General features: G+C 70.2%; 28 protein-coding genes, 1 tRNA gene and 1 riboswitch. Of the genes, 19 read left to right on the forward strand and 10 right to left on the reverse strand.

The window, feature by feature from the left end:
- Window positions 1–103: 103 nt before the first annotated feature.
- Window positions 104–418, forward strand: coding sequence for a hypothetical protein (locus OOK34_RS16970; protein ID WP_267034710.1), 315 nt, complete (start codon window positions 104–106; stop codon window positions 416–418).
- A gap of 14 nt (window positions 419–432) precedes the next feature.
- Here OOK34_RS16970 and OOK34_RS16975 read toward each other — a convergent pair whose 3' ends face one another.
- Both OOK34_RS16975 and OOK34_RS16980 read right to left on the reverse strand, forming a co-directional pair.
- Entirely contained in the window at window positions 433–1,017 is a 585-nt protein-coding gene (locus OOK34_RS16975) for a nicotinamidase (RefSeq protein WP_267034711.1), read from the reverse strand.
- A 601-nt stretch (window positions 1,018–1,618) separates the two neighbouring features.
- Entirely contained in the window at window positions 1,619–2,947 is a 1,329-nt protein-coding gene (locus OOK34_RS16980; protein WP_267034712.1) for a nicotinate phosphoribosyltransferase, read from the reverse strand.
- An 81-nt stretch (window positions 2,948–3,028) separates the two neighbouring features.
- On the opposite strand from OOK34_RS16980, the gene clpS reads away from it, so the two are divergent.
- From clpS to OOK34_RS17010, 7 genes are all read left to right on the forward strand, one after another.
- Entirely contained in the window at window positions 3,029–3,343 is a 315-nt protein-coding gene (gene clpS, locus OOK34_RS16985) for an ATP-dependent Clp protease adapter ClpS (RefSeq protein ID WP_125596099.1), read from the forward strand.
- Complete coding sequence (locus tag OOK34_RS16990) at window positions 3,343–3,942, forward strand: DUF2017 domain-containing protein (protein ID WP_267034713.1); 600 nt, start codon at window positions 3,343–3,345, stop codon at window positions 3,940–3,942. Before clpS ends, OOK34_RS16990 begins: the two co-directional genes overlap by 1 nt.
- 364 nt (window positions 3,943–4,306) lie before the next feature.
- Complete coding sequence (locus tag OOK34_RS16995) at window positions 4,307–5,752, forward strand: amino acid permease (RefSeq protein ID WP_267034714.1); 1,446 nt, start codon at window positions 4,307–4,309, stop codon at window positions 5,750–5,752.
- Between the two features lie 142 nt (window positions 5,753–5,894).
- Window positions 5,895–6,317, forward strand: a complete 423-nt coding sequence (locus OOK34_RS17000) for a M67 family metallopeptidase (RefSeq protein ID WP_267034715.1) — start codon at window positions 5,895–5,897, stop codon at window positions 6,315–6,317.
- A 77-nt stretch (window positions 6,318–6,394) separates the two neighbouring features.
- The gene (locus OOK34_RS35355; protein WP_311736929.1) at window positions 6,395–6,502 is read left to right on the forward strand and encodes a putative leader peptide; all 108 of its coding nucleotides are present in this window, start codon (window positions 6,395–6,397) and stop codon (window positions 6,500–6,502) included.
- A gap of 85 nt (window positions 6,503–6,587) precedes the next feature.
- Entirely contained in the window at window positions 6,588–6,866 is a 279-nt protein-coding gene (locus tag OOK34_RS17005; RefSeq protein WP_267034716.1) for a MoaD/ThiS family protein, read from the forward strand.
- On the forward strand, window positions 6,866–7,816 hold the full coding sequence (locus tag OOK34_RS17010) for a PLP-dependent cysteine synthase family protein (protein WP_267034717.1): 951 nt from the start codon (window positions 6,866–6,868) through the stop codon (window positions 7,814–7,816). The genes OOK34_RS17005 and OOK34_RS17010 overlap by 1 nt, the downstream gene beginning before the upstream one ends.
- Before the next feature lie 63 nt (window positions 7,817–7,879).
- Here the strand turns inward: OOK34_RS17010 and OOK34_RS17015 are convergent, their stop codons facing one another.
- Window positions 7,880–8,296, reverse strand: coding sequence for a hypothetical protein (locus OOK34_RS17015; RefSeq protein WP_267034718.1), 417 nt, complete (start codon window positions 8,294–8,296; stop codon window positions 7,880–7,882).
- A gap of 195 nt (window positions 8,297–8,491) precedes the next feature.
- Here OOK34_RS17015 and OOK34_RS17020 point away from each other — a divergent pair, with 195 nt between their 5' ends.
- Window positions 8,492–9,244: an MBL fold metallo-hydrolase gene (locus tag OOK34_RS17020; RefSeq protein WP_267034719.1), complete on the forward strand. Its 753-nt coding sequence runs from the start codon at window positions 8,492–8,494 to the stop codon at window positions 9,242–9,244.
- Between the two features lie 85 nt (window positions 9,245–9,329).
- Here the strand turns inward: OOK34_RS17020 and OOK34_RS17025 are convergent, their stop codons facing one another.
- Window positions 9,330–10,586: a PTS transporter subunit EIIC gene (locus OOK34_RS17025; protein WP_267034720.1), complete on the reverse strand. Its 1,257-nt coding sequence runs from the start codon at window positions 10,584–10,586 to the stop codon at window positions 9,330–9,332.
- A gap of 287 nt (window positions 10,587–10,873) precedes the next feature.
- Window positions 10,874–12,175: a PTS transporter subunit EIIC gene (locus OOK34_RS17030; RefSeq protein WP_267034721.1), complete on the reverse strand. Its 1,302-nt coding sequence runs from the start codon at window positions 12,173–12,175 to the stop codon at window positions 10,874–10,876.
- Between the two features lie 157 nt (window positions 12,176–12,332).
- Between OOK34_RS17030 and OOK34_RS17035 the strand changes: the two genes are divergently transcribed.
- The 4 genes from OOK34_RS17035 to rdgB all read left to right on the forward strand — a co-directional run bounded on the left by OOK34_RS17035 (window position 12,333) and on the right by rdgB (window position 14,614).
- A complete protein-coding gene (locus OOK34_RS17035; RefSeq protein ID WP_267034722.1) occupies window positions 12,333–12,644 on the forward strand; it encodes a PTS glucose/sucrose transporter subunit IIB in 312 nt (103 codons plus the stop codon).
- A 97-nt stretch (window positions 12,645–12,741) separates the two neighbouring features.
- Window positions 12,742–13,476 (forward strand): ribonuclease PH, encoded by a 735-nt coding sequence (gene rph / locus OOK34_RS17040; protein ID WP_267034723.1) that lies wholly within the window; start codon window positions 12,742–12,744, stop codon window positions 13,474–13,476.
- Window positions 13,477–13,568: 92 nt separating this feature from the next.
- Window positions 13,569–14,003 carry a hypothetical protein gene (locus OOK34_RS17045; protein WP_267034724.1) on the forward strand — a complete coding sequence of 145 codons (435 nt, stop codon included), beginning with the start codon at window positions 13,569–13,571 and terminating at the stop codon, window positions 14,001–14,003.
- Window positions 14,004–14,011: 8 nt separating this feature from the next.
- Window positions 14,012–14,614 (forward strand): RdgB/HAM1 family non-canonical purine NTP pyrophosphatase, encoded by a 603-nt coding sequence (gene rdgB / locus OOK34_RS17050; protein WP_267034725.1) that lies wholly within the window; start codon window positions 14,012–14,014, stop codon window positions 14,612–14,614.
- A gap of 55 nt (window positions 14,615–14,669) precedes the next feature.
- On the opposite strand, the gene OOK34_RS17055 is transcribed toward rdgB, so the two are convergent.
- The 4 genes from OOK34_RS17055 to bcp form a co-directional block, all read right to left on the reverse strand.
- A tRNA-Leu gene (locus OOK34_RS17055) sits at window positions 14,670–14,745 on the reverse strand.
- Between the two features lie 12 nt (window positions 14,746–14,757).
- Window positions 14,758–15,627 carry an HNH endonuclease signature motif containing protein gene (locus tag OOK34_RS17060; RefSeq protein WP_267034726.1) on the reverse strand — a complete coding sequence of 290 codons (870 nt, stop codon included), beginning with the start codon at window positions 15,625–15,627 and terminating at the stop codon, window positions 14,758–14,760.
- Window positions 15,624–16,250 (reverse strand): HNH endonuclease, encoded by a 627-nt coding sequence (locus tag OOK34_RS17065; protein ID WP_267034727.1) that lies wholly within the window; start codon window positions 16,248–16,250, stop codon window positions 15,624–15,626. The genes OOK34_RS17060 and OOK34_RS17065 overlap by 4 nt, the downstream gene beginning before the upstream one ends.
- Before the next feature lie 142 nt (window positions 16,251–16,392).
- A complete protein-coding gene (gene bcp, locus OOK34_RS17070) occupies window positions 16,393–16,860 on the reverse strand; it encodes a thioredoxin-dependent thiol peroxidase (protein WP_267034728.1) in 468 nt (155 codons plus the stop codon).
- A 107-nt stretch (window positions 16,861–16,967) separates the two neighbouring features.
- Between bcp and OOK34_RS17075 the strand changes: the two genes are divergently transcribed.
- From OOK34_RS17075 to OOK34_RS17085, 3 genes are all read left to right on the forward strand, one after another.
- Complete coding sequence (locus OOK34_RS17075; protein ID WP_267036778.1) at window positions 16,968–17,285, forward strand: DUF3618 domain-containing protein; 318 nt, start codon at window positions 16,968–16,970, stop codon at window positions 17,283–17,285.
- Window positions 17,286–17,331: 46 nt separating this feature from the next.
- Window positions 17,332–17,673: a co-chaperone GroES gene (locus OOK34_RS17080; protein WP_267034729.1), complete on the forward strand. Its 342-nt coding sequence runs from the start codon at window positions 17,332–17,334 to the stop codon at window positions 17,671–17,673.
- 55 nt (window positions 17,674–17,728) lie between these two features.
- A riboswitch (guanidine-III (ykkC-III) riboswitch) is annotated at window positions 17,729–17,808 on the forward strand.
- Window positions 17,809–17,840: 32 nt separating this feature from the next.
- Window positions 17,841–18,161 (forward strand): multidrug efflux SMR transporter, encoded by a 321-nt coding sequence (locus OOK34_RS17085; protein ID WP_267034730.1) that lies wholly within the window; start codon window positions 17,841–17,843, stop codon window positions 18,159–18,161.
- A gap of 9 nt (window positions 18,162–18,170) precedes the next feature.
- Here OOK34_RS17085 and OOK34_RS17090 read toward each other — a convergent pair whose 3' ends face one another.
- Complete coding sequence (locus OOK34_RS17090) at window positions 18,171–20,453, reverse strand: transglycosylase domain-containing protein (protein WP_267036779.1); 2,283 nt, start codon at window positions 20,451–20,453, stop codon at window positions 18,171–18,173.
- Window positions 20,454–20,789: 336 nt separating this feature from the next.
- On the opposite strand from OOK34_RS17090, the gene OOK34_RS17095 reads away from it, so the two are divergent.
- From OOK34_RS17095 to OOK34_RS17105, 3 genes are read left to right on the forward strand one after another with little or no spacing between them, the layout of a single operon-like run.
- Window positions 20,790–21,593, forward strand: a complete 804-nt coding sequence (locus OOK34_RS17095; protein WP_267034731.1) for an ABC-2 family transporter protein — start codon at window positions 20,790–20,792, stop codon at window positions 21,591–21,593.
- A complete protein-coding gene (locus OOK34_RS17100) occupies window positions 21,586–22,425 on the forward strand; it encodes an ABC transporter permease (protein WP_267034732.1) in 840 nt (279 codons plus the stop codon). Before OOK34_RS17095 ends, OOK34_RS17100 begins: the two co-directional genes overlap by 8 nt.
- Window positions 22,426–22,430: 5 nt before the next feature.
- The gene (locus OOK34_RS17105; RefSeq protein ID WP_267034733.1) at window positions 22,431–23,393 is read left to right on the forward strand and encodes an ATP-binding cassette domain-containing protein; all 963 of its coding nucleotides are present in this window, start codon (window positions 22,431–22,433) and stop codon (window positions 23,391–23,393) included.
- The last annotated feature ends 88 nt before the right edge of the window (window positions 23,394–23,481 follow it).

Raw genomic sequence — 23,481 nt, forward strand, 5'->3', positions numbered from 1 at the left:
ACCGCAGGTCAAAGCATGATCGGCCGTCGCCCTCTAGCGGGCGGCGGCCGATCGCGTTTAGATGCGGGGGCGACTGTTCTTATTGACGGGGGAGCTGAAGATCATGCCCGGTGGAGGTTTCGTCAGATTGCCAGGCGGCAGCGTGGTGGTCGCGCTCACGCTGCCGCGGCCGCCGTCCGGTGAGGGCGGCAGCGACGGAAACGTGCGCGTACTGGTGCACGCCGCGAACCGGGCCCGCGCCCTGACCAGGCTGCGGAACCTCGGCATGCGGGCCGTGTACCTGCGGGGCAACGCGCAGCCCCCCACCCCGGACGAGGTCACCGCCGTCCTCCACCACCCCGACGGCCTCCTGTGGCGCTGCGCCCCGGACCGCGCGGAAGAACTCTGGCACCCCATCCGCGCCCTGCTGGGCCGCTAGCCGCGCTAACAGCGCTAGCCGCCGACCAGGGTCACGCCGGCCGCCCGGAGCTCCTCCAGCGCCTTCTCGGCGGTGTGGGGGGCCACGGCGGCCGTCAGGTCCAGCAGCACGCGGGTGGCGAAGCCGGCGCGGGCGGCGTCGAGGGCGGTGGCCCTGACGCAGTGGTCGGTGGCGATGCCGACCACGTCCACCTCGCTCACGTGCCGGTCGCGCAGCCACTGGGCGAGGGTCGCGCCGTTCTCGTCGGCGCCCTCGAAACCGCTGTACGCGGCCTCGTACGCACCCTTGTCGAAGACGGCGGCGACCGCGCCGGAGGCGACGGCGGGAGCGAAGTTCGGGTGGAACCCGACGCCCTCGGTCCCGGCGACGCAGTGCACCGGCCAGGAGGTCTCGTAGTCCGGCTCGGCCGGGGGCCGCGCGAAGTGGGACCCGGGGTCGATGTGGTGGTCCCGCGTCGCCACGACGTGCCGGTAGCCGGGGGTGCTCTGCCCGATCAGCTCCGTGATCGCGGCGGCGACGTCGGCTCCGCCGGTGACCGCGAGGCTGCCGCCTTCGCAGAAGTCGTTCTGTACGTCGACGACGATCAGTGCGCGGTGCATGTCGCGTGTCCTTCGGCTTGGTGTGTGTGGTGGTCGTGCGGTACGTCGGACCCTGCGGGTGCTCTTCCCCCACCCCGCCCCTTCCCGAAACTGGAGGCCCCACCCCCAGCCCCCCGCGCGCCTCAAACGCCGGCGGGGCCGGCCGCACCGGCCTCCCTGGGGCTCCGCCCCAGACCCCGCGCCTCAAACGCCGGCGGGGCTGGGTTTCCGCCTGGCGGTGCTGGAGTGCGCGCAGCGCACTTCCAGCCCCGCCGGCGCTTGAGGCGCGGGCGCGGAGCGCCGTGTAGTGAGCCGCGCCGGCGTCTGAGGCTGGGGGTCCCCCCGGACGGAGTCTGGGGGAGAACGGTGGAAGGGCGGGTAGGGGACTTGCCCCGCGCAGCGGCCCACGCGCCGCAGGCGGCGGCCGGACCCCAGCCCGGGCCCGTGGCCCCGCCCAGCCACCGGCGGACGGAGTTCGCCGCAGCGGCGCGAAGCCGGAGAGGCGCCCTGGCGCCGAGCCGCGCGAGCGGCGCGTCGGAAATTGGGCCTGGCGCAGCGGGCCGAAGCCCGGGAGGCCGCCTGCGGCCGAGCGGTGCGAGGGTCGCGTCAAGAAGGGCTCCCGCTACGCGTACTCCGTCGGGATCACGGCCTCGCCGCGCGACAGCTGCGTCGCGGACAGCGGCAGCCCACCCCGCGCCCCGCGGTGACGGTCCCGCGCGGCCTCCAGCGGCTCTCGGGCCACGACCTCGCCCGCCTTCACCAGCTGGACCAGCAGCTGCGCGTCGGCCAGCGCGGCCGGCACCGGCCCGGTGCCGACGACCTCCGCCTCCGCGACCCCCTCCGCGTCCACCCGCCGCGCCGCCCACTTGCGGCCGCCGATGGACGTCTTGCCGCCCGTGGCCTTCTTCGCCACCGGCACCAGCGGCGCCTTCGGGTCCGCCGACGCCGCCCGCGCGACCAGCTTGTAGACCATCGAGCACGTCGGGTGCCCGCTGCCGGTCACCAGCTGGGTGCCCACCCCGTACGCGTCCACCGGCGCCGCCGCCAGCGAGGCGATGGCGTACTCGTCCAGGTCGGAGGTGACCACGATCCGCGTGCCCGTCGCGCCCAGCTCGTCGAGCTGCTGCCGCACCCGGTGCGCCACCAGCAGCAGGTCGCCGGAGTCGATGCGCACCGCGCCCAGGCCCGTGCCGGCGACCTCCACCGCCGTGCGGACCGCCTCGGCGACGTCGTACGTGTCCACCAGCAGGGTGGTCCCGCTGCCCAGCGAGGCCACCTGCGCGGTGAAGGCGTCCCGCTCGCTGTCGTGCACGAGCGTGAAGGCGTGCGCGCTGGTGCCGACCGTCGGGATTCCGTACCGGAACCCGGCCGCGAGGTCCGAGGTGGAGGTGAAGCCGCCGACGTACGCGGCCCGTGAGGCCGCGACCGCCGCCAGCTCGTGGGTGCGGCGCGCCCCCATCTCGATCAGCGGCCGGTCGCCGGCGGCCGAGGCCATCCGGGAGGCGGCCGCCGCGATGGCGGAGTCGTGGTTGAGGATCGAGAGGATCACGGTCTCCAGCAGCACGCACTCGGCGAAGCTGCCCTCGACCCGCAGGATCGGCGAGCCGGGGAAGTAGACCTCCCCCTCCGGGTAGCCCCAGATGTCACCCGAGAAGCGGTACGACGCCAGCCAGTCGAGCGTCCGCATGTCGACCACGGCCCGCTCCCGCAGGAACTCCAGCACCGCGCTGTCGAACCGGAAGTTCTCCACGGCGTCCAGGACGCGCCCGGTACCGGCCACCACCCCGTAGCGCCGCCCTTCGGGCAGTCGCCGGGTGAAGACCTCGAAGACCGAACGGCGGTCGGCGGTGCCGTTGGCCAGGGCGGCCTGCAGCATCGTGAGCTCGTAATGGTCCGTGAAGAGCGCTGTCGACGGCACGTCGACCGGCAGGCCCAGGTCCGCAGGGTTCATGTCACGGATGCTAGCGCACATCTCGTCAAAGTGACGAGATGTAGGGGCCCGTTTGTGCGACCGGCCCTCCGCAGTGGCAGCATGGGACAAGTGAGTGTTGCTCCCATTGAGATCGAACGCACCGAATCGGCCGAGGAGACCTTCGCGGTCCCCGAACCTGACGTCCCGTGGGTGACCCTGGTGCACAACGACCCGGTCAACCTCATGAGCTACGTGACGTACGTGTTCCAGGCGTACTTCGGCTACCCCAAGGACAAGGCGACCAGGCTGATGCTCGACGTCCACAACAAGGGCAGGGCCGTCGTCTCCAGCGGCACCCGCGAGGAGATGGAGCGGGACGTGCAGGCCATGCACGGCTACGGGCTCTGGGCGACCCTCTCGCAGGACCGCAACTGATGGGCGGCGTGTTCGAGCCCCGGAAGGGCGGCGGGGCCGCCGTCGCGCTGGACGAGATCGAGATCTCCATCCTGCGCTCCCTCGCCGTGCAGCTGCTGGAGCTGATCGGCCCGGGCGAGCCGGAGCCCGCCGCGGACGCCGACCCGCTGGCCGTGCTGTTCGCCTCCGACGGCCCCACCGAGCCGCCGTCGGACCCGGCGCTGGCCCGGCTCTTCCCGGACGCCTACGGAGGCCCCGGCGCGGGTTCCGGGGAGGATCCCGAGGAGCTGCGGGAGCGCTCGGCGGAGTTCCGCCGCTTCACCGAGAAGGACCTGCGCACCCGCAAGCGGGAGGACGCGCTGGCCGTCGTACGCAGCCTCGACTCCCTCACCCCGGCCGGCGACGGGGCGGCGGTGCTGGAGCTGACCGGGGAGCTGCCGCTGCGCTGGCTCGGCGCGCTCAACGACCTGCGGCTGACCATCGCGGCCCGGCTCGACATCACCGAGGACGACGAGAGTGCGGTGCTGTTCCGGCTCCCGGACGACGACCCGCGCAAGCCGATGGTGATGGCGTACCTCTGGCTGGGCGGCCTCCAGGAGACGCTCATCGAGACCCTGTGACCGGCCGACGGACCGGTCGGCGGACCGGCTGACGCCCGGCTCGCGAACGTCAAGGGCGTGTGGCTGTTCGCTCAGCGGACGCTCAAATCCGGATAACGATCAGATCACCGCCATGCGGTGATCTGATCCATTCCTGGCCATATGTCCTGATATCACCGCGCCGTGGGTCGTATTTGCGCCCTTTTCCCGCCCCGTGGGCACGTGATAGATCTTCACGACCGCCGACGGGACGCCACCCATGTCCCCCGGCCTGCTTGAACCGGCTGATCGCCGGCGTGCAACTCCATCCGTATCCGGGGGGATCGAGGACCCGGTCCGCAGTCGTCAAAGGCGCGGATCGGCGTGGAGAAAGGCGCACCAAGACATGACCTCTGTGCAGGTCGAGCAGCACGACAGGACGCCCGGCGAGGGCGCGCAGGGCGAGGGCGACGGGGAGGGTTACCACCGGGCGCTCGGAGCCCGCCAGATCCAGATGATCGCGATCGGCGGAGCCATCGGCACCGGCCTGTTCCTGGGCGCGGGCAAGGCGATCTCGAAGGCCGGACCGAGCCTGATCCTGGCCTACGCCATCGCCGGACTGGTCATCTTCTTCATCATGCGGGCCCTGGGCGAGCTGCTCATGTACCGGCCCGTCTCCGGTTCCTTCTCGGACTACGCCCGCGAGTTCCTGGGCCCGTTCTGGGGTTACGCGACCGGCTGGACGTACTGGCTGTTCTGGGTGGTCACCGGCATCACCGAGGTCACCGCCGCGGCGAAGTACATGTCGTACTGGACGAACGACAGCTTCCCGCAGTGGGCCTACGCGCTGATCTTCACCGTGATCCTCTACGCCGCCAACCTGATCTCCGTGAAGCTCTTCGGCGAGCTGGAGTTCTGGTTCTCCATGGTCAAGGTCACCGCCATCGTCGGCATGATCCTGATCTGCGCCGGCATCCTCACCATCGGCTTCTCCGATGCCGCCGCCACCGCCTCCGTCTCCAACCTGTGGAACGACCGCGGCTTCTTCCCCAACGGCATCGGCGAGACGCTGATGACCCTGCAGATCGTGATGTTCGCCTTCCTCGCGGTCGAGCTGGTCGGCGTCACCGCCGGCGAGTCCAAGGACCCCGCGAAGACCCTGCCCAAGGCCATCAACACCGTGCCGTGGCGGATCGCCGTCTTCTACGTCGGCGCGCTCATCATGATCATGTCGGTCATCCCGTGGTCCAACTTCAAGGCCGGCGAGAGCCCCTTCGTGCTCGCCTTCGAGAAGATGGGCCTGGGCGTCGGCGCCGCGATCGTCAACTTCGTCGTCCTGACCGCCGCCCTGTCCTCCTGCAACTCGGGCATGTACTCCACCGGCCGCATGCTGCGCGACCTCGCGCTCAACGGCCAGGGCCCGAAGTTCTTCACCAAGCTCACGAAGAACGGCACCCCGCTGGCCGGCACCACCTTCTCCGCCGCGCTGATGCTGGTGGGCGTCTGGATCAACTACGTCGCCCCGGGCAAGGCCTTCGACTACGTCGTCTCCTTCGCCACCATCTCCGGCATGTGGGCCTGGATCATGATCCTGGTCTGCCAGATCCGCTACCGCGCCAAGGCGGACCGCGGCGAACTGCCCCAGTCCGCCTTCCGCGCCCCCGGCGCCCCGTGGAGCAGCTGGTTCGCCCTGCTGTTCATCGGCATGGTCATCGTGATGATGGGCATCGACAAGGACTCCCGCGTCTCGCTGTACTGCGCCCCGCTGTGGGGTCTGATCCTCGGCGTGTCCTACCTGGTGCTGAAGGCCCGCAACCCGCGCGGCGCCGCCTTCAACAAGGTCACCCGCTGACCCTGCGCACGTGAGTCCCGGCCGCCTGCCACGGCCGGGAACCGCACCCCGCGACCCCGCCCCCAGGGCGGTGTGTCCACCATTCGGGCCCTCCCGTACCACTCCTCGGTACGGGAGGGCCCGTCTGCTTATCCTGTCGCTCATGCTGACCCTCACCCAGGCCCTGTACGACCAGATCGTCGAGCACGCCCGCAAGGACCACCCCGACGAGGCGTGCGGTGTCGTGGCCGGCCCGGCGGGCACCGGCCGCCCCGAGCGGTTCATCCCCATGCTCAACGCGGCGCGCTCGCCCACCTTCTACGAGTTCGACTCGAAGGATCTGCTCAAGCTCTACCGCGAGATGGACGACCGGGACGAGGAACCCGTGATCGTCTACCACTCGCACACCGCCACCGAGGCCTACCCCTCGCGCACGGACATCACGTACGCGAACGAGCCCGGGGCGCACTACGTCCTCGTCTCCACGGCCGACCACGACGGCCTCGGCGAGTTCCAGTTCCGCTCCTACCGGATCGTCGAAGGTGTGATCACGGAGGAAGAAGTGCAGGTCGTAGCCGCCTACTGACCACCATGTGAGCGGTCGGCGTCCACGATGCGGGATCACACTCCAAACGGGGGACCGGGAATCGTTAACATGACCGCATGGTTTCCCACGACGTGAGCATCGAGACGCCCGGCAGGCTGCTGCTCGTGGCGCGGCTGCACGTCGACCTGTGCCGCCTCGCCAGCGCCATCTGTCCTGCCGCCTGAGCACCACAGCCCTCCCGCGCGGGGGCGGCATCACCGCGCGCCCGCACGTTCTCATCGCCCCTTTACGACACTGGAGCCTGCTGCCATGGCCATCGAGGTCCGCATCCCCACCATCCTCCGCACCTACACCGACGGCGAGAAGGCCGTGAAGGGCGAAGGCGCCACCCTCTCCGAGCTGTTCTCGGACCTGGAGACCCGCCACAAGGGCATCCAGGAGCGCATCGTCGACGGTGGCCAGCTGCGCCGCTTCGTGAACGTCTACCTCAACGACGAGGACGTCCGCTTCCTCGACGGCATCTCCACCGCCCTCAAGGACGGCGACAGCGTCACCATCCTCCCGGCCGTGGCCGGCGGCTCGAAGTAATGCGCTACGACTCCCCGCTCGCGGCGGTCGGCAACACCCCGCTGGTACGCCTGCCGAGGCTGTCCCCCTCGGCGGACGTCCGGATCTGGGCGAAGCTGGAGGACCGCAACCCGACCGGCTCGATCAAGGACCGCCCGGCGCTCCACATGGTCGAGCAGGCGGAGAAGGACGGCCGCCTGTTCCCCGGCTGCACCATCCTGGAACCCACCTCCGGCAACACGGGCATCTCGCTCGCGATGGCCGCGAAGCTCAAGGGCTACCGGATCGTGTGCGTGATGCCGGAGAACACCTCGCAGGAGCGCCGCGACCTTCTCGCGATGTGGGGAGCCGAGATCGTCTCGTCGCCGGCCGCGGGCGGTTCGAACACCGCGGTGAGGGTGGCGAAGGAACTGGCGGAGCAGAACCCCTCCTGGGTGATGCTCTACCAGTACGGCAACCCGGACAACGCGGGCGCCCACTACGCCACCACGGGCCCCGAGATCCTCGCCGACCTCCCGTCGATCACCCACTTCGTGGCGGGCCTGGGCACGACGGGCACCCTCATGGGCGTCGGCCGCTACCTGCGCGAGCACGTGCCCGGGGTGAAGATCGTGGCCGCCGAGCCGCGGTACGACGACCTCGTCTACGGCCTGCGCAACCTCGACGAGGGCTTCGTCCCCGAGCTGTACGACGCCTCCGTGCTCACCACCCGCTTCTCGGTGGGCTCGGCCGACGCCGTGACCCGCACCCGCGAACTCCTCCAGCAGGAGGGCATCTTCGCGGGCGTCTCCACGGGCGCGGCGCTGCACGCGGCGATCGGAGTGGGCCGCAAGGCGGTGGCCGCCGGGGAATCCGCCGACATCGTCTTCGTCGTGGCCGACGGGGGCTGGAAGTACCTGTCGACGGGCGTCTACACGGCGGCGACGACGGAAGAAGCCATCGAAGTCCTCCAGGGCCAGCTCTGGGCCTGAGGCCGCCCTTTTTGACGCGCCGCTCGCGGCCGGGCCGTGCGGGCGGCGCGTCGGACAATGCGGTCACCCCCCACCGCCCCCCAGCCCCTTGGCCTCGTCCCACAGCGTCGGGTCCAGCGTCCCCACCCGCGTGCGGAACTCCCACAGCGACACCTCCTCCGGCCGGTCCGCCTCCAGGAAGCCGGCCCGCCCCTGGGTGCCGACCACCCCCGGCGGCAGCGGGATCACCCCGGCCCGCCGGTCGTCGTACTTCCCGGTGATCCACGCCACCCGCGCCCGCTCCCGGTGCGTCCGTACCGCCAGCACCAGGCACGGCCGGCCGTCCGCCAGGCACCACAGCTCTCCGGGCCGCACCCGCGGCGGCGGCCCCAGCCCGTGCGGCGGGGGCGCCGCCACCACCGTCGTGGCCCGCCGGGGGAGCAGCACCACCACCGTCACGGCGAGCGCCGCCAGTACGGCGGGCCACCACGACGTGTCCATATTCCGACCGTAGCCGCGCGCGCGGCCCCCGGCGCGGCAACGCCTGTGCCCCTCGTCGCTCCCCTGGGTGACACCACAGGTGATTCCCCCCACAACGGCCTGCCGCGGAGGAGCGACCGGAGGTTTCGCGCCTTACGCTCGACGCACGCACGGCCCGCATTCCGTCCACGGACCGTCCCCGGAGGTTCACGCTCCATGAAGCTCACCGTCGTCGGCTGTTCGGGGTCCTTCCCGGCCGCGGATTCGGCATGTTCGAGCTATCTCGTCGAGGCCGACGGCTTCCGGCTGCTCCTCGACATGGGCAACGGCTCCCTCGGCTCCCTCCAGCGCCACTGCGGTCTCTACGACCTCGACGCGATCTTCCTGAGCCACCTGCACGCCGACCACTGCATCGACATGTGCGCGTACTTCGTGGCCCGCTACTACCGGCACGAGGGCGGCCGCTGCGGAACCATCCCGGTCTACGGCCCGGAGGGCACCGAGCAGCGCCTGACCACGGCGTACGAGGACGTCCCCGACGAGCGCTCGATGAGCGAGGTCTTCGACTTCCGCACCCTGAAGTCCGGCAGCTTCGAGATCGGCCCGTTCACGGTCCGTACGGAGAAGGTCTGCCACCCGGTCGAGTCGTACGGCATCCGCGTCGAGCACGAGGGGCGGGTGCTGGCGTACTCGGGTGACACCGGGGTCTGCCCCGAGCTGGGGATGCTGGCGGAGGGGGCGGACCTCTTCCTGTGCGAGGCCTCCTTCACGCACGGCAAGGAGGACATCCCCGACCTGCACCTCAACGGCCGCGAGGCGGGCGAGTACGCGCGCGGCGGCCGGGTCGGACGGCTCGTGCTGACGCACATCCCGCCGTGGACGGACGCGGAGCAGAACCTGGCGGACGCCCGCGCGGTCTACGACGGCCGGGTCGACCTCGCGTACGCGGGCGCCGTGTACGAGGTCTGACCTCCCCGAACACGCCGGAACGCGACGAAGCCCCCGCCCTCCCTTCCGGGAGAGCGGGGGCTTCGTCGTACGGCCGCGGGAAGGCCTACTTGGCCTCGGCCTTCGCCAGCTCGGCGAGCTCCTCGTCGGACTCGCGGCCCGGCGTCGGGAGGTTCCACTTGGTGATCGCGAAGCGGAAGATCACGTAGTAGAGGGCCGCGAAGCACAGGCCGACCAGCGCCAGACCGGCCGGGTTCGTCGCCTTGCCGAGGTTCAGCAGGTAGTCGATGGCGCCGGCGGAGAAGCCGAAGCCGTCCTTCATGCCGAGGGCCCAGGTCAGGGCCATGGACACACCGGTCAGGACCGCGTGGACCGCGTACAGCACCGGCGCGATGAACATGAAGGTGAACTCGATCGGCTCGGTCACACCGGTGACGAACGAGGTCAGCGCGAGGGAGAACATCATGCCGCCGACGACCTTGCGGCGCTCGGGGCGGGCGCAGTGGACGATCGCGAGGCAGGCGGCCGGCAGGGCGAACATCATGATCGGGAAGAAGCCGGTCATGAACTGTCCGGCGCTCGGGTCGCCGGCCAGGAAGCGGGCGATGTCGCCGCTCTTGCCGTCGTACTCGCCGGCCTGGAACCACGGGAAGGAGTTGAGCAGGTGGTGCATGCCGACCGCGATCAGACCGCGGTTGGCGACGCCGAAGATGCCCGCGCCGACGGCGCCGGAGCCGACCAGCCACTCGCCGAAGTTGTGCAGACCGGTGCCGAGTACGGGCCAGATCAGACCGAAGACGATGCCGATGCCGAGGCCGGCGAAGGCCGAGAGGATCGGGACCAGGCGGCGGCCGCCGAAGAAGCCCGCCCACTCGGGCAGCTTGGTACGGAAGAACTTCTGGTAGATCAGGGCGACCACGAGGCCCATCACGACACCGCCGAGCACCTTGGCGTCGACGGGCGCGTCGACCATGGCGACCTTGCCGTCGACCACCTTGGCGATCTTCGGGAGGTTGGAGTCGGTGAACGTGGCGAGGACGTTCTTGAAGACCAGGTAACCCGTGACGGCGGCCAGGGCGGTGGAGCCGTCCGACTTCTTCGCGTAGCCGATCGCGATGCCCACGGCGAACAGCAGCGCCATGTTGTCCAGGATCGCGCCGCCGCCGGCAGCCATGTACCCGGCGATCTTGTTGATGAACTCCGGCATCGAGGCCGAGCCCAGCATGTCCTTGTCGCCGAGACGGACCAGGAGTGCGGCGGCCGGCAGCACCGCGACGGGGAGCATGAGGCTCCGGCCGATGCGCTGCATGACGGCCATCACGCCAGCGCCCTTCTTCTTCTCCGCAGCGGTCGCTGTGGACATGGGTTCCTCCAGAGGACAAGGCGCTGCCTGGGACAGGGGAAAATGGGGGTGGCGGCGTCTCGGAAAAGGGGGACCACGAGCTGCTCGGCAGGCGCATGGTCTACACCATTCGGTGGTGTAGACCAGTTGTAGCACGGTCGGGGTTAGATAAGGAACCTTCGTTTTCCTGTGGCCTGGACCACATGACGAAGGGCCCCCGGATCGAAGGATCCGAGGGCCCGTCGGGCCCGGGGCGGAAGGCCCCGGGGCTGCCGCGCCTTGGTGTTACCTGGCGTTACGCGTGGGTGTTACGCCTTCGTGTTCTCGGCCTGCATCGCGGCGATCTCCTCGTCCGACTCCCGGCCCGGCGTCGGGATGTCGAACCTGGTGATCGCGAAGCGGAAGACCGCGTAGTACACGACGGCGAAGCACAGCCCGATGGGGATGATCAGCCAGGGCTTGGTCGCCAGGCCCCAGTTGATGACGTAGTCGATCAGGCCCGCGGAGAAGCTGAACCCGTCGTGGACGCCCAGCGCCCAGGTCACCGCCATCGACACACCCGTCAGCACCGCGTGGATCACGTACAGCGCCGGCGCCACGAAGAGGAAGGAGTACTCCAGCGGCTCCGTGATGCCCGTGACGAAGGAGGTCAGGCCCACCGACAGCATCAGCCCGCCGACCTCCTTGCGCCGCTGCGGCTTCGCGCAGTGCGCGATCGCCAGTGCGGCCGCCGGCAGGGCGAACATCATGATGGGGAAGAACCCGCTCAGGAACAGCCCGGCGTCCGGGTCGCCCGCCAGGAACATGTTGATGTCGCCGTGCTTGACCTGGCCCTCCGGTGTGGTGAAGGTGCCGAACTGGAACCACACCGGCACGTTCAGGAACTGGTGCAGGCCGATCACCAGCAGCGCGCGGTTCGCGACGCCGAAGATGCCCGCACCCCAGGCGCCCAGACCCACCAGCCAGTCGGAGAAGCTCTCCAGCGCGTCACCGACCGGCGGCCAGATCCACAGGCACAGCGCGGCGAAGGCGATCGCGACGAACGACATGATGATCGGGACGAGCCGGCGGCCGTTGAAGAAGCCCAGCCAGTCCACCAGCTTCACCCGGTGGTAGCGCTGCCAGAACCAGGCCGTGAGCAGGCCCATGACGATCCCGCCGAAGACCCCCGGGTTCTGGTACGCGTACCCGGCGAAGGTGTCCGTCGGGGTCAGGCAGCCGCCCCCGATGTCCTTCGTGCCCGGCGGGCAGTCCTTGGGGAAGGCGTGCAGCACGCCCCGGTACACGAGGAACCCCGCCACCGCCGCGAGCGCGGTCGAGCCGTCCGCCTTCTTGGCCATGCCGATCGCGACGCCCACGCAGAACAGCAGCGGCAGGCCGAGGTCGGCGTCCAGCAGGGCCCCGCCCGCGCCGGCCATCACCCGGGCGACGGCGCTCCAGTCCAGGCCGTCCTTGCCGAAGACGTCCGGCTGCCCGAGCCGGTTCAGGATGCCCGCGGCGGGCAGCACGGCGATGGGCAGCTGAAGGCTGCGCCCCATCTTCTGCAACCCCTGGAACAGGCCGTTCCACCACTGCTTCCGTGGCACTGCTGCGGCGCTGCTCGCGCTCATCCGCGTCCTCCCTCGACCGGCCCGTTTTGGCAGTCGCAGTACGTGCGGCACACTGGTGTAGACCAGTTGTGGGCAGGCTGCTGCTGATCGTCATCCTTCGGCAGGCGCCCGGCCTGCGCTCGCGTAGATAGGCCAACCGTGAGCTGCGTGAGCTACCGTGACAAAGCGGACGCAGCGGGTAACCGGCCCCACGGCCGCAGGCACTCGTTCTTCGGACACACTCAGGGAGAAACACATGGCCACCAAGGCTGAGAAGATCGTCGCCGGGCTCGGCGGCATCGACAACATCGAAGAGGTCGAGGGCTGCATCACCCGCCTGCGCACCGAGGTCGCCAACCCGGACCTCGTCGACGAAGTCGCCCTCAAGGCCGCCGGCGCCCACGGCGTCGTCAAGATGGGCACCGCCATCCAGGTCGTCATCGGCACCGACGCCGACCCGATCGCCGGCGAGATCGAAGACATGATGTGAGCTGAGCCCACCGGCTCACCACGGCACTACGAGGACCCCGTACCGGGCACACCGGACGGGGTCCACGCGTACCCCCGCACCGACTAGGCTCACAGCCATGTCTCGCATCGACGGCCGCACGCCCGAACAGCTCCGCCCGGTCACCATCGAACGCGGATGGAGCAAGCACGCCGAGGGCTCCGTCCTCATCTCCTTCGGAGACACCAAGGTCTTCTGCACCGCCTCCTTCACCGAAGGCGTCCCGCGCTGGCGCAAGGGCAGCGGCGAAGGCTGGGTCACCTCCGAATACTCGATGCTGCCCCGCTCCACCAACACCCGCGGCGACCGCGAATCCGTCCGCGGCAAGATCGGCGGCCGCACCCACGAGATCTCCCGCCTCATCGGGCGCTCGCTGCGCGCCGTCATCGACTACAAGGCCCTCGGCGAGAACACCATCGTCCTGGACTGCGACGTCCTCCAGGCCGACGGCGGCACCCGCACCGCCGCCATCACCGGCGCCTACGTCGCCCTCGCCGACGCCATCGCCTGGGGCCAGAAGAAGAAGCTCATCAAGGCCGGCCGCAAGCCGCTGACCGGAACCGTCTCCGCCGTCAGCGTCGGCATCGTCGACGGCGAACCCCTCCTCGACCTCTGCTACGAGGAGGACGTGCGCGCCGAGACCGACATGAACGTCGTCTGCACCGGCGACGGCCGCTTCGTCGAGGTCCAGGGCACCGCCGAGGGCGAGCCCTTCGACCGCAAGGAACTCAACGCCCTCCTCGACCTCGCCGCCGGCGGCTGCGCCGACCTGGAAGCCCTCCAGCTCGGCGCGCTGGACCTCGAGGCCCTGTAGCAACCGGCGGGCGCGAGCCCACGTCTACGCAGGTACGGGCGCACGGTGTCAGAGCCGCGCGCCCGTCCACGTATCCGAGCCCTGGGGGACCCATGAAGCCGACCGAGCCGACCGAGCCGACCACGCCGAACAAGCCGGCGACCAAGGCAAAGCTCCGCATCGCCGCCGTGGCCCTGGCCGCCGCGCTCACCGTCCCGGCCCTGACCTCCTGCGACGCGATCTCCACCGCCATGGACTGCGCCAACACGGCCGTCGCCATCGCGGACAGCGTGAACGACCTCCAGCAGGCCGTCTCCAACGCGGGCAACAGCATCCAGGACACCCAGAACGCGCTCGACAAGATCGACACCAACCTGAAGAAGATCAAGGACCAGACGGGCAACGCCGACCTCGGCAAGGCCGTCGACTCCATGACCACCGCCGTCAAGAACGTCCGCACCGCCGTCGACAACGGGGACACCACCCCCGACGTCAAGCCGGTCGCCGACGCCGCCGCGGAGATCTCCAAGGTCTGCACCCCGGGATAATGGGGGACATGACCCGCCTGATCCTCGCGACCCGCAACGCGGGCAAAGTCACCGAACTCCGCGCGATCCTGTCCGACGCCGGCCTGCCCCACGAGCTGGTCGGCGCGGACGCGTACCCCGAGATCCCGGACGTCAAGGAAACCGGCGTCACCTTCGCCGAGAACGCCCTCCTCAAGGCGCACGCCCTGGCCCGCGCCACCGGCCTGCCGGCCGTCGCGGACGACTCCGGGCTCTGCGTCGACGTCCTGAACGGCGCCCCCGGCATCTTCTCGGCCCGCTGGGCCGGCGCCCACGGCGACGACAGGGCCAACCTGGACCTCCTGCTGGCCCAGCTGGGGGACATCCCCTCCGAGCACCGCGGCGCCCACTTCTTCTGCGCGGCCGCCCTGGCCCTCCCGGACGGCACCGAACGCGTCGTCGAGGGCCGCCTCCTGGGCACCCTGCGCCACACCCCGGTGGGCGGCGGCGGCTTCGGCTACGACCCGATCCTCCAGCCCCTGGGCGAGTCCCGCACCTGCGCCGAACTCACCCCGGCGGAAAAGAACGCCATCTCCCACCGAGGCCAGGCCTTCCGCGCCCTGATCCCGGTGGTCCGGGAACTGCTGGGCTGACGCCGGGCACGCCGACGGCCGGTCACCTCGTGACGAGGTGACCGGCCGTTTGCCGTGGGCCCGGTGGGACTCGAACCCACGACACACCGGACCTAAACCGGCGCCCTCTTGGCCAGCTGGGGTACGGACCCGCGCTCACTACCTTACTGGTCTCCGAAGGCTCGTTGTGAAGGGATGGCCGGCCTTGATCGTTTGGCGAAGGTCGGCGTCTGGCTGTGGCAGGAAGGGCAGAGGTAGCGGAGGTTTTCCCGCCGGTTGTCGAGCCTGTCGCCGTTGACGTGATCGATCTCCAGGACGAGCCGGCGGCCTCGCCAGTTGTCTCCCGTACCGCACTCCGCGCACTGGTGTGGCACTCCGAGGTCGTCCAGGGCTCGGCGCAGCGTCGCCGTCTTCGTACGGGCGGAGCCGACTTCGAGTCGCGTCAGGATCTCCTCCGGTGACTTGCGGGCAGGGGAGGGGCGGCCGATGGTGTGTCCCTGGCCGGTGAAGTGCTCTGTCGACAGCCCGTATTCCTCGATACTCCGCCTGGCTTTGGCGCGTGCGGCCCCGTCGAAGGGGTGGTGGCCTAGCGCGCGCATGACCCCCGCCATGCTCTTCGAGTCGGCGACCACGGGTGAGATCTCCTCGCGGACGAAGAAGCGGCGTGACGAAGGAGCGTCTCGACCGGGGAAGTGCGACGTGTCTATCCCGAACCGTTCGAGGAGCTTGGCGATATGGACGTGGGCACTGTTGTACGGCTCGACACCCATGTAGGCGAGCATCTCGGTGATGCTGTCCGAGCAGGCGGCCGCTTCGCGGAGCCGCTCCTCCGTATAGCGCTGCCGGACCCGGACGGGAAGCGGCTCGTCGGCGAAGTGGGATGTGTCGATGCCGTAGTGAGCCAGCCTGTCACGCACGTACCGGCGAGGGCCGGCCAGCAGTGGGACGTCCAGAAGTCTCATGAGGTCGACCAGGCTGGTGGCCAGCGGCGCGGTTCGGCTCAGCAGGTCCCGGGTGTACCTGACCTGGCTCATGCGGCCCACCTCGCCTTGCGGCCTCGGTACGTGTCCGTGGTCGCGTGGCAGTTGGGGCACAGGATCCGAAGGTTTTCCTGCCGGTTGTCCCACCACTCGCCGTTGATGTGATCGACCTCGTGCCGAAGTGGTCTGTTGTTCCACTCCGGACCGACCCCGCACTCGGCGCATTCCTCGGGAACGCCGACCTTCAGCAGCTCTCGCCGCAGGCGCTCGCCGGGGACTCTGCCGTCCTGCGGATCCCTGAGCGAGAGCGTCGGTCCCAGAGCCCCCTTGGGGCGAGGCCTCCGGGTGGTGACGAAATGCGATGTGTCGATGCCAAGAGCCGAGATCCGCCGGGCGATGTGCGCCTGGTTGCCGCCGACGTTGCTGATGCCGAGGCGGCTGACCACCTCCGAGATGGAGATGGACTCGGCTACAAGCTCCCGGAGTCGCTCTTCCGTGTGCCGTGCCCATTTCGTGGGGAAGTGGGAACAGTCGATTCCGGTTTCCCGCATCTTCGCGCGCAGATAGCGCCTGCTGCCGCTGCTCGGCGTACCGCCGCACCATCGGACGGCGTCGTCCCAGTTGTTCGTCTCGCGAGCTGCGGCTTCCAGCAGCTCGCGCGTGTATCGGACCGTCATTGCTCTCCATTCCCGGCCGCCCGTGCGGCCCTCGTACGGAGTAACGGGTCGATAGTCGGACGGTTACGGGATATTTCGTCCGATAAGCGGAACGGCCCGCACCGGAGGTGCGGGCCGTGGGGTGGTGTGGGTGGGGCGGGGGTCAGATGGCGAGGTCCTTGATGATCTTCGCTACGTGGCCGGTCGCCTTGACGTTGTAGAAGGCGTGCTCGACCTTGCCCTCCTCGTCGACGACCACCGTGGAGCGGATGACCCCGGTGACCGTCTTGCCGTACAGCTTCTTCTCGCCGAACGCGCCGTACGCCGTCAGGGTCTCCTTCTCCGGGTCCCCGACCAGGGTGACCTTCAGGTGCTCCTGCTCGCGGAACTTCGCGAGCTTCTCCGGCTTGTCCGGGGAGACGCCGATGACGTCGTAGCCGGCCGTGGCCAGGACGTCCAGGTTGTCGGTGAAGTCGCAGGCCTGCTTGGTGCAGCCCGGGGTCAGGGCCGCCGGGTAGAAGTACACGATCACCTTGCGGCCCTTGTGGTCGGCAAGCGAGACCTGGTTGCCGTCCGCGTCGGGCAGGGTGAAGGCGGGGGCGATGTCGCCCGGCTGGAGTCGCTCGCTCATCTCAACAGTCTCCTCGGAATGGGATCGGTACGGAATGAGCCTAAGCTGACGTCACTGACAGACTGTTCATGACGGATCACACGGATCACAACGACGGAGGCAGCGCGGTGCCGGAAGCCAGGACCCCCGCACAGATCGAGGCGGACATCGTCCGCCGCCGCGAGCAGCTCGCCGAGACGCTCGACGAGATCGGCGTGCGCATGCACCCGAAGACGATCATCGGGGACGCGAAGGCCCGGGTCGCCTCGACGGTGGACCACACGGCCGGCCGGGCCTGCGTCGCGGTGAACCGGCTCGTCACCGACCTGAAGGACGGCCTGCGCCACGAGGACGGCGCCCCGCGCGTCGAGCGGATCGTGCCGGTCGCGCTGCTCGCGGTCGGGGTGGTCGGGCTGCTCGTGGTCTCGGCGCGCCGCAAGCGGTGACCACCCTCCGGCGTACAGGGCGGGCGGCGGCAGGTAGGTTCGGGTCGTGAGCGAGAACACCACCCACGACAAGCTGCCCATCCGCATGCTCCACGACCGCGTGCTCGTGAAGTCCGACACGCCCGAGGGCGAGCGGCGCTCGGGCGGCGGCATCCTGATTCCGGCGACGGCCGCGGTGGGCAAGCGCCTCGCCTGGGCCGAGGTGGTCGCGGTCGGGCAGAACGTACGGAGCATCGAGCCGGGCGACCGCGTCCTGTACGACCCCGAGGACCGCGCCGAGGTCGAGGTGCGGGGGGCGACGTACGTGCTGATGCGCGAGCGGGACCTGCACGCCGTGGCCGCGGAGCGGCTGGAGGGGTCGAAGGACTCCACGGGGCTGTACCTCTGACGCTCTGACGTGATGAGCTGCGGAAAGGGCCGGTGACCGGGGTCACCGGCCCTTTTGCGTTCCCTTTGCTACGGTGGTGGGGAACCCCCGACGAGACGCGCCGTACCGGGTTGCAGGACGCAAAGACGACGCACCCCCGTTCCGTTCTCGTCCCGGAGGTGCCTGTCATGGCCTGGGTTCTTCTTCTCCTCGCCGGTCTGCTCGAAGTCGGCTGGTCGATCGGCATGAAGTTCACCGAGGGCTTCACCCGGCTGTGGCCGTCGCTCTTCACCGGCGCCGGGATCGTCGCCAGCATGGTGCTGCTGTCCTACGCGGCCAAGACCCTGCCCATCGGTACGGCGTACGGGGTCTGGGTGGGCATCGGCGCGGCCGGCGCGGCCGTGCTCGGCATGGCGGTGCTGGGGGAGCCCGTCACCGCCGCCCGGATCTTCTTCATCTGCCTGCTGCTGGTCGCGGTGGTGGGGCTGAAGGCCACCTCCGGCCACTGACCCCGGCGCCTATTCGAGGAACTCGGCCGGTGGGCGGCGCCGGCCGGGGGTGGTACCGCCCTGGGTGGCGCCGCCCGTGGTCTGGTCTCCGGTGGTTTCGCCTCCGGTGGTCTGGCCGCCCGTGGTCTGGCCCCCGGTGGTTTCGCCTCCGGTGGTCTGGCCCCCGGTCGTCTCGCCTCCGGTGGTCTGGCCGCCGTTCGTCTGCCCGCCCGTGGTCTGGCCTCCGGTGGTTTCGCCGCCCGTGGTCTGGCCCCCGTTGGTCTGGCCGCCGTTGGTCTGGCCACCGTTCGGCGGGGTGGGCGGGCCCGGCGGGGTCGGCCGGTCGGGCCGCTGCCACGGCGGGCGGCTGCCCTCGGGCTGCTGCGGGAAGCTGGGCTGTACCGGGGGCGGGGGCGGGGGCTGAGCCGCGCCCGGCTGGAGTTCCAGGTCGAAGTCCACCGGGTCCGTGGCCTGGAGGGCCTCTTTCGTGTAGGCCGCCCAGATCCGCGCCGGGTAGCCGCCGCCGCCCACGCGGGTCTCTCCCAGCGCCCCGTACAGGGACTGGAGCGTGCCCGTGTCCGGGTCCTGGCCCATGATCGAGACCACCGTGACCAGGTCCGGGGTGTACGCCGCGAACCAGGCCGAGCGGTCCAGCTCGGCGGTGCCCGTCTTGCCGGCCGCCGGGTGGCCGGCCGCGAGCGCCTCCGTACCGGTGCCGTTGTCCACGACGCTGACCAGCATGGACGTGGTCGTGTCGGCGGCTTCCCGGCTGACGGCCTGGCGTGGGGTGCGGTCGGGGAGGGTGAGGTTCTCGCCGTCCTTGGAGATCTTCTCCAGGAAGGTGTACGGGGTGTGCCGGCCGTGGTCGGCCAGGGTCGCGTAGGCCTGGGTCATGTCCAGGACGCTGGCCTGCATGGTGCCGAGCGCCATGGCCGGGCCCACGACGAAGTTCGGGGTGTTCTCGGGGATGCCGAGGTCGATCGCGGTCCGCTTGACCTTCTCGGTGCCGACGTCGACGACCATCTGGGCGAAGACGGCGTTGACGGAGAGGTCGGTGGCGGTGTTGACGGTGATGTTCCCGTACGACTGCTGGCCCTCGTTCTCCGGGTTGTACGGGATCCGGGTGCCGACGACGCGGCGCTTGTTGTCGCCGTTGTAGAGGGTGTTCGGGGTGATCCGGCGGCCGTCCTGGGTGCGGGAGTCGTTCTGGACGGCCGAGGCGAAGACGAACGGCTTGAAGGTGGAGGCGACCTGGTAGTCGTGCCGGGTCGCGTTGTTCACGTACTGCTTGGTGTAGTCGATGCCGCCGTAGAGGGCGACGACCTTGCCGGTGGCCGGGTCGATGGAGACCCCGCCGGCCCGTACCAGGCGGTCCTCCGGGCGCGCCGCGGGGTCGAGCTTGTCGACCATCTCCTTCTGGACGGCTTCGACGAAGGCGCCCTGGCGGCGCTTGTCGATGGTGGTGGTGATCCGGTAGCCGCCCTCGGCGAGGGTCTTGTCGTCGAGGATCTTGTTCTCGCTGATGTAGTCCTTGACGGCTTCGACGAGGTAGCCGCGCTGCCCGGACAGGCCGGCGGCCGTGCGTACCTTGCCGGGCTCGGGGAAGGCGACGGCGGCGCGCTCCGCGGCGGTCATCCACTTCTTCTTCACCATGCCGTCGAGCACGTAGTTCCAGCGGGCGACGGCGCGGTCGCGGCTCTGGGGGTGGGAGACGACGTCGAAGGCGCTGGGGGAGTTGAGGAGGGTGGCGAGGTAGGCGCCCTCGGCCGTGGTGAGCTTGCCGACGTCCTTGCCGTAGTAGGCCTGGGAGGCGGCCTGGATGCCGTAGGCGTTGCGGCCGAAGTAACTGGTGTTCAGGTACCCCTCGAGGATGTAGTCCTTCGACTTCTCGCGGCCGAGTTTGATCGCGATGAAGAACTCCTTGACCTTCCGTTTGATCGTCTGTTCCTGGCCCAGGTAGTAGTTCTTGACGTACTGCTGGGTGATGGTCGAACCGGACTGGGTGCCCTTGCCGGTCGCCGTGTTCCAGGCGGCGCGGATCATCGCCTTGGGGTCCACGGCCCGTTCGGAGTAGAAGTCCCGGTCCTCGGCGGCCAGTACGGCTTCCTGGACGCCCAGGGGGATCTGTGACAGCGGGACGTTGACGCGGTTGACCTCGCCGTCGCGGGCGAGCTGGGAACCGTCGGCGTAGAGGTAGACGTTGGACTGGGCGGTGGCGGCCGCGTTGGCCGGGGGGATGTCGACCAGCAGGTAGCCGGCGACGAGCGCGCCGCCGAGCAGCAGGGCGAGCAGCAGCAGGCCGCCGAGGACCATGCGCCAGGTGGGGACGAAGCGGCGCCATCCGGTGCGCGGGCGCCTGCCCTTGGCGTTGCTGTTCTGGTTGCCGTGCGCCGTCTTGGGTGGGCCCGACGGCGGTTGCTCCGGGGTGTCCGGGTCACGAGGGGTCCAGCCCGGTGGTGGTGACTGGTCGCTCATCTCCGGGACTCCTTGTGACCGTGGGAAATATCCACATTTTTACCTCATGCTGTCTACCCGATCGCCGGTGATTCTGCGCCGGACGGGCATAAAACGGTCGCGTGGCTCGCCCCTCCGTACTAAGCTCGCGCGCTTTGGCCGACGTAGGAACGACGTGGGAAACGGAGGGATACGGTGCGGCTCTACCTGGCCGTCGCGGCCGGCGGATTCCGCCGCTACGCCACCTACGGGACGGCCACCGCCGCGGGGGTGTTCACCAACACCGTCTTCGGGTTCATCGTCGCGTACACGTACATCGCGCTGTGGGACGAGCGCCCTGGCCTCGGCGGCTACGACCAGGCACAGGCCCTCACCTTCGTATGGGTCAGCCAGTCCCTGCTGGCGGCCGGCGCGCTCCTGGGGGGCGGCTTCCAGGACGAGCTCCAGGAGCGCGTCCGTACGGGTGACATCGCGGTCGACCTGTACCGCCCGGCGGACCTCCAGCTGTGGTGGCTCGCCGCCGACCTGGGCCGGTCGGGCTTCCAGCTCCTGGGGCGCGGGGCGGTGCCGTTGGCGGCCGGGGCGCTGGCGTTCCGGCTGGCGTTGCCGTCCGATCCGCTGCGCTGGCTGCTGTTCCTGGTGTCGGTGGCGCTCGGGCTGGTGGTCAGCTTCGCGCTGCGCTACCTGCTGGGGCTGACGGCGTTCTGGCTGATGGACGGCGCCGGGATCAACATGATGGCCCACGTCGTGAACGTCTTCTTCTCGGGGATGCTGCTCCCGCTGACGGTGTTCCCCGGCGGCTTCGGTGACCTGGTGCGGGTGCTGCCGTGGGCGGCGATGCTCCAGCTGCCGATGGACGTACTGCTCGGGACGCACACGGGGGCGGGGAACGCCGCCCGGGCGCTGGGGCTCCAGGTGTGCTGGGCGGTGGTCCTGCTGGGCGCGGGCCGGCTGGTGCAGTCGGCGGCGACGCGGAAGGTGGTGGTCCAGGGTGGCTGAGGGGGCTCTGACGCGGCGCGGGGGCCGGGTCCGCGAGGGGCTGCGCGGGTACGGGCTGATCGTGCGGATGTGGATCCGGTCGACGATGACCTACCGGACGTCGTTCCTGCTGGCCACCTTCGCGAACGCGGCGATCTCGCTGCTCGACTTCGTCGCGGTCTACATCATGTTCTCGCACGTCGACGTGCTGGGCGGGTTCACGCTTCCCGAGATCGCGCTGCTGTACGGGTCCTGCTCGGCCTCCCTGGGGCTGGCGGACCTGATCCTGGGCAACACCGACCGGATCGGCGCACGGATCCGCGACGGCTCGCTCGACACCATGCTGGTGCGCCCGGTCCCGGTGCTCGCGCAGGTCGCGGCGGACCGGTTCGCGCTGCGCCGGCTGGGGCGGGTCGTCCAGGGGCTGGGGGTGCTCGGCTGGGCGGTGGCGGCGCTGGACGTGGACTGGACGGCCGCGAAGGTGCTGCTGGTGCCGGTGATGATCGTGGCCGGGGCGGGGATCTTCGGGGCGGTGATGGTGGCCGGCGCGGCCTTCCAGTTCGTCGCCGGGGACGCGGCGGAGGTGCAGAACTCCTTCACGTACGGGGGCTGCGCCATGCTCCAGTACCCGCCGACGGTGTTCGCGACGGAGCTGCTGCGCGGGGTGACCTTCGTCGTCCCGCTGGCCTTCGTCAACTGGCTGCCCGCGCTGTACGTGCTGGGGCGGCCCGACCCGCTGGGCCTGCCGGGGTGGGCCGCGTTCCTGAGCCCGCTGGTGGCCTTCGCGGTGTTCCTGCCCGCGTCGCTGGCGTGGCGCGCGGGAGTCCGTTCGTACCGAAGCACGGGGAGCTAGATGTGGTGGATGCTCTGATCTCCTTGGACGGGGTCGAGAAGGTCTTCGACGTACGGCGTCGGGTGGGGCTGATGCGCCGGGAGAAACGCCAGGTCAGGGCGGTGGATGGGATCAGCTTCGAGGTGGCGCGGGGCGAGGTCGTCGGCTACATCGGGCCCAACGGTGCCGGGAAGTCGACCACGATCAAGATGCTGACCGGGATCCTGACGCCGAGCGGCGGCCGGCTGCGGGTGGCGGGCATCGACCCGGCGCGGGAGCGGATGCGGCTCGCGCACCGGATCGGGGTGGTGTTCGGGCAGCGCACCACGCTGTGGTGGGACCTGCCGCTGAAGGACTCGTACGGGCTGATGCGCAGGATGTACCGGATCCCGGCGGCGCGCTTCGCGGAGAACATGGAGCGCTGCGTGGACCGTCTCGACCTGGCCGAGCTGCTCGACGTACCGGTACGGCAGTTGTCCCTGGGGCAGCGGATGCGCGGGGACATCGCGGCGGCGCTGCTGCACGATCCGGAGGTGCTGTACCTGGACGAGCCGACGATCGGGCTGGACGTGGTGAGCAAGGTGAAGGTACGGGGCTTCCTGCGGCAGTTGAACGAGGAACTCGGCACCACGGTGCTGCTGACCACCCACGACCTCCAGGACATCGAGCAGCTGTGCGAGCGGGTGATGGTGATCGACCACGGGCGGCTGATGTACGACGGGGCGCTGGGCGGGCTGCACGCAATGGGGGAGGGGGAGGGGGAGCGGACGCTGGTGGTGGACCTGGAGCGGGAGCTCGCGCCGATCGAGGTCGAGGGGGCGCGGGTGGTGAAGGTGGACGGGCCTCGGCAGTGGCTGGCGTTCCCGGCGGGGGAGTCGGCGGCGCCGCTGGTGGCGGCGGTGGCGGCGCGGTACCCGCTGCTGGACCTGTCGGTGCGGGATCCGGACATCGAGGACGTGATCGCGCGGATGTACGCGGGGCGGGGGTGAGGCGGGGGGCGGGGCCGAGGTCGGGGGCCGGGGCCGAGGTCGGGGGCCGGGTAGGGGGTCGGGTAGGGGGGAAATCAGGGTCCGGGCT

It is taken from the genome of Streptomyces sp. NBC_00091, from assembly GCF_026343185.1.
In the GTDB taxonomy this organism is placed as follows: domain Bacteria; phylum Actinomycetota; class Actinomycetes; order Streptomycetales; family Streptomycetaceae; genus Streptomyces.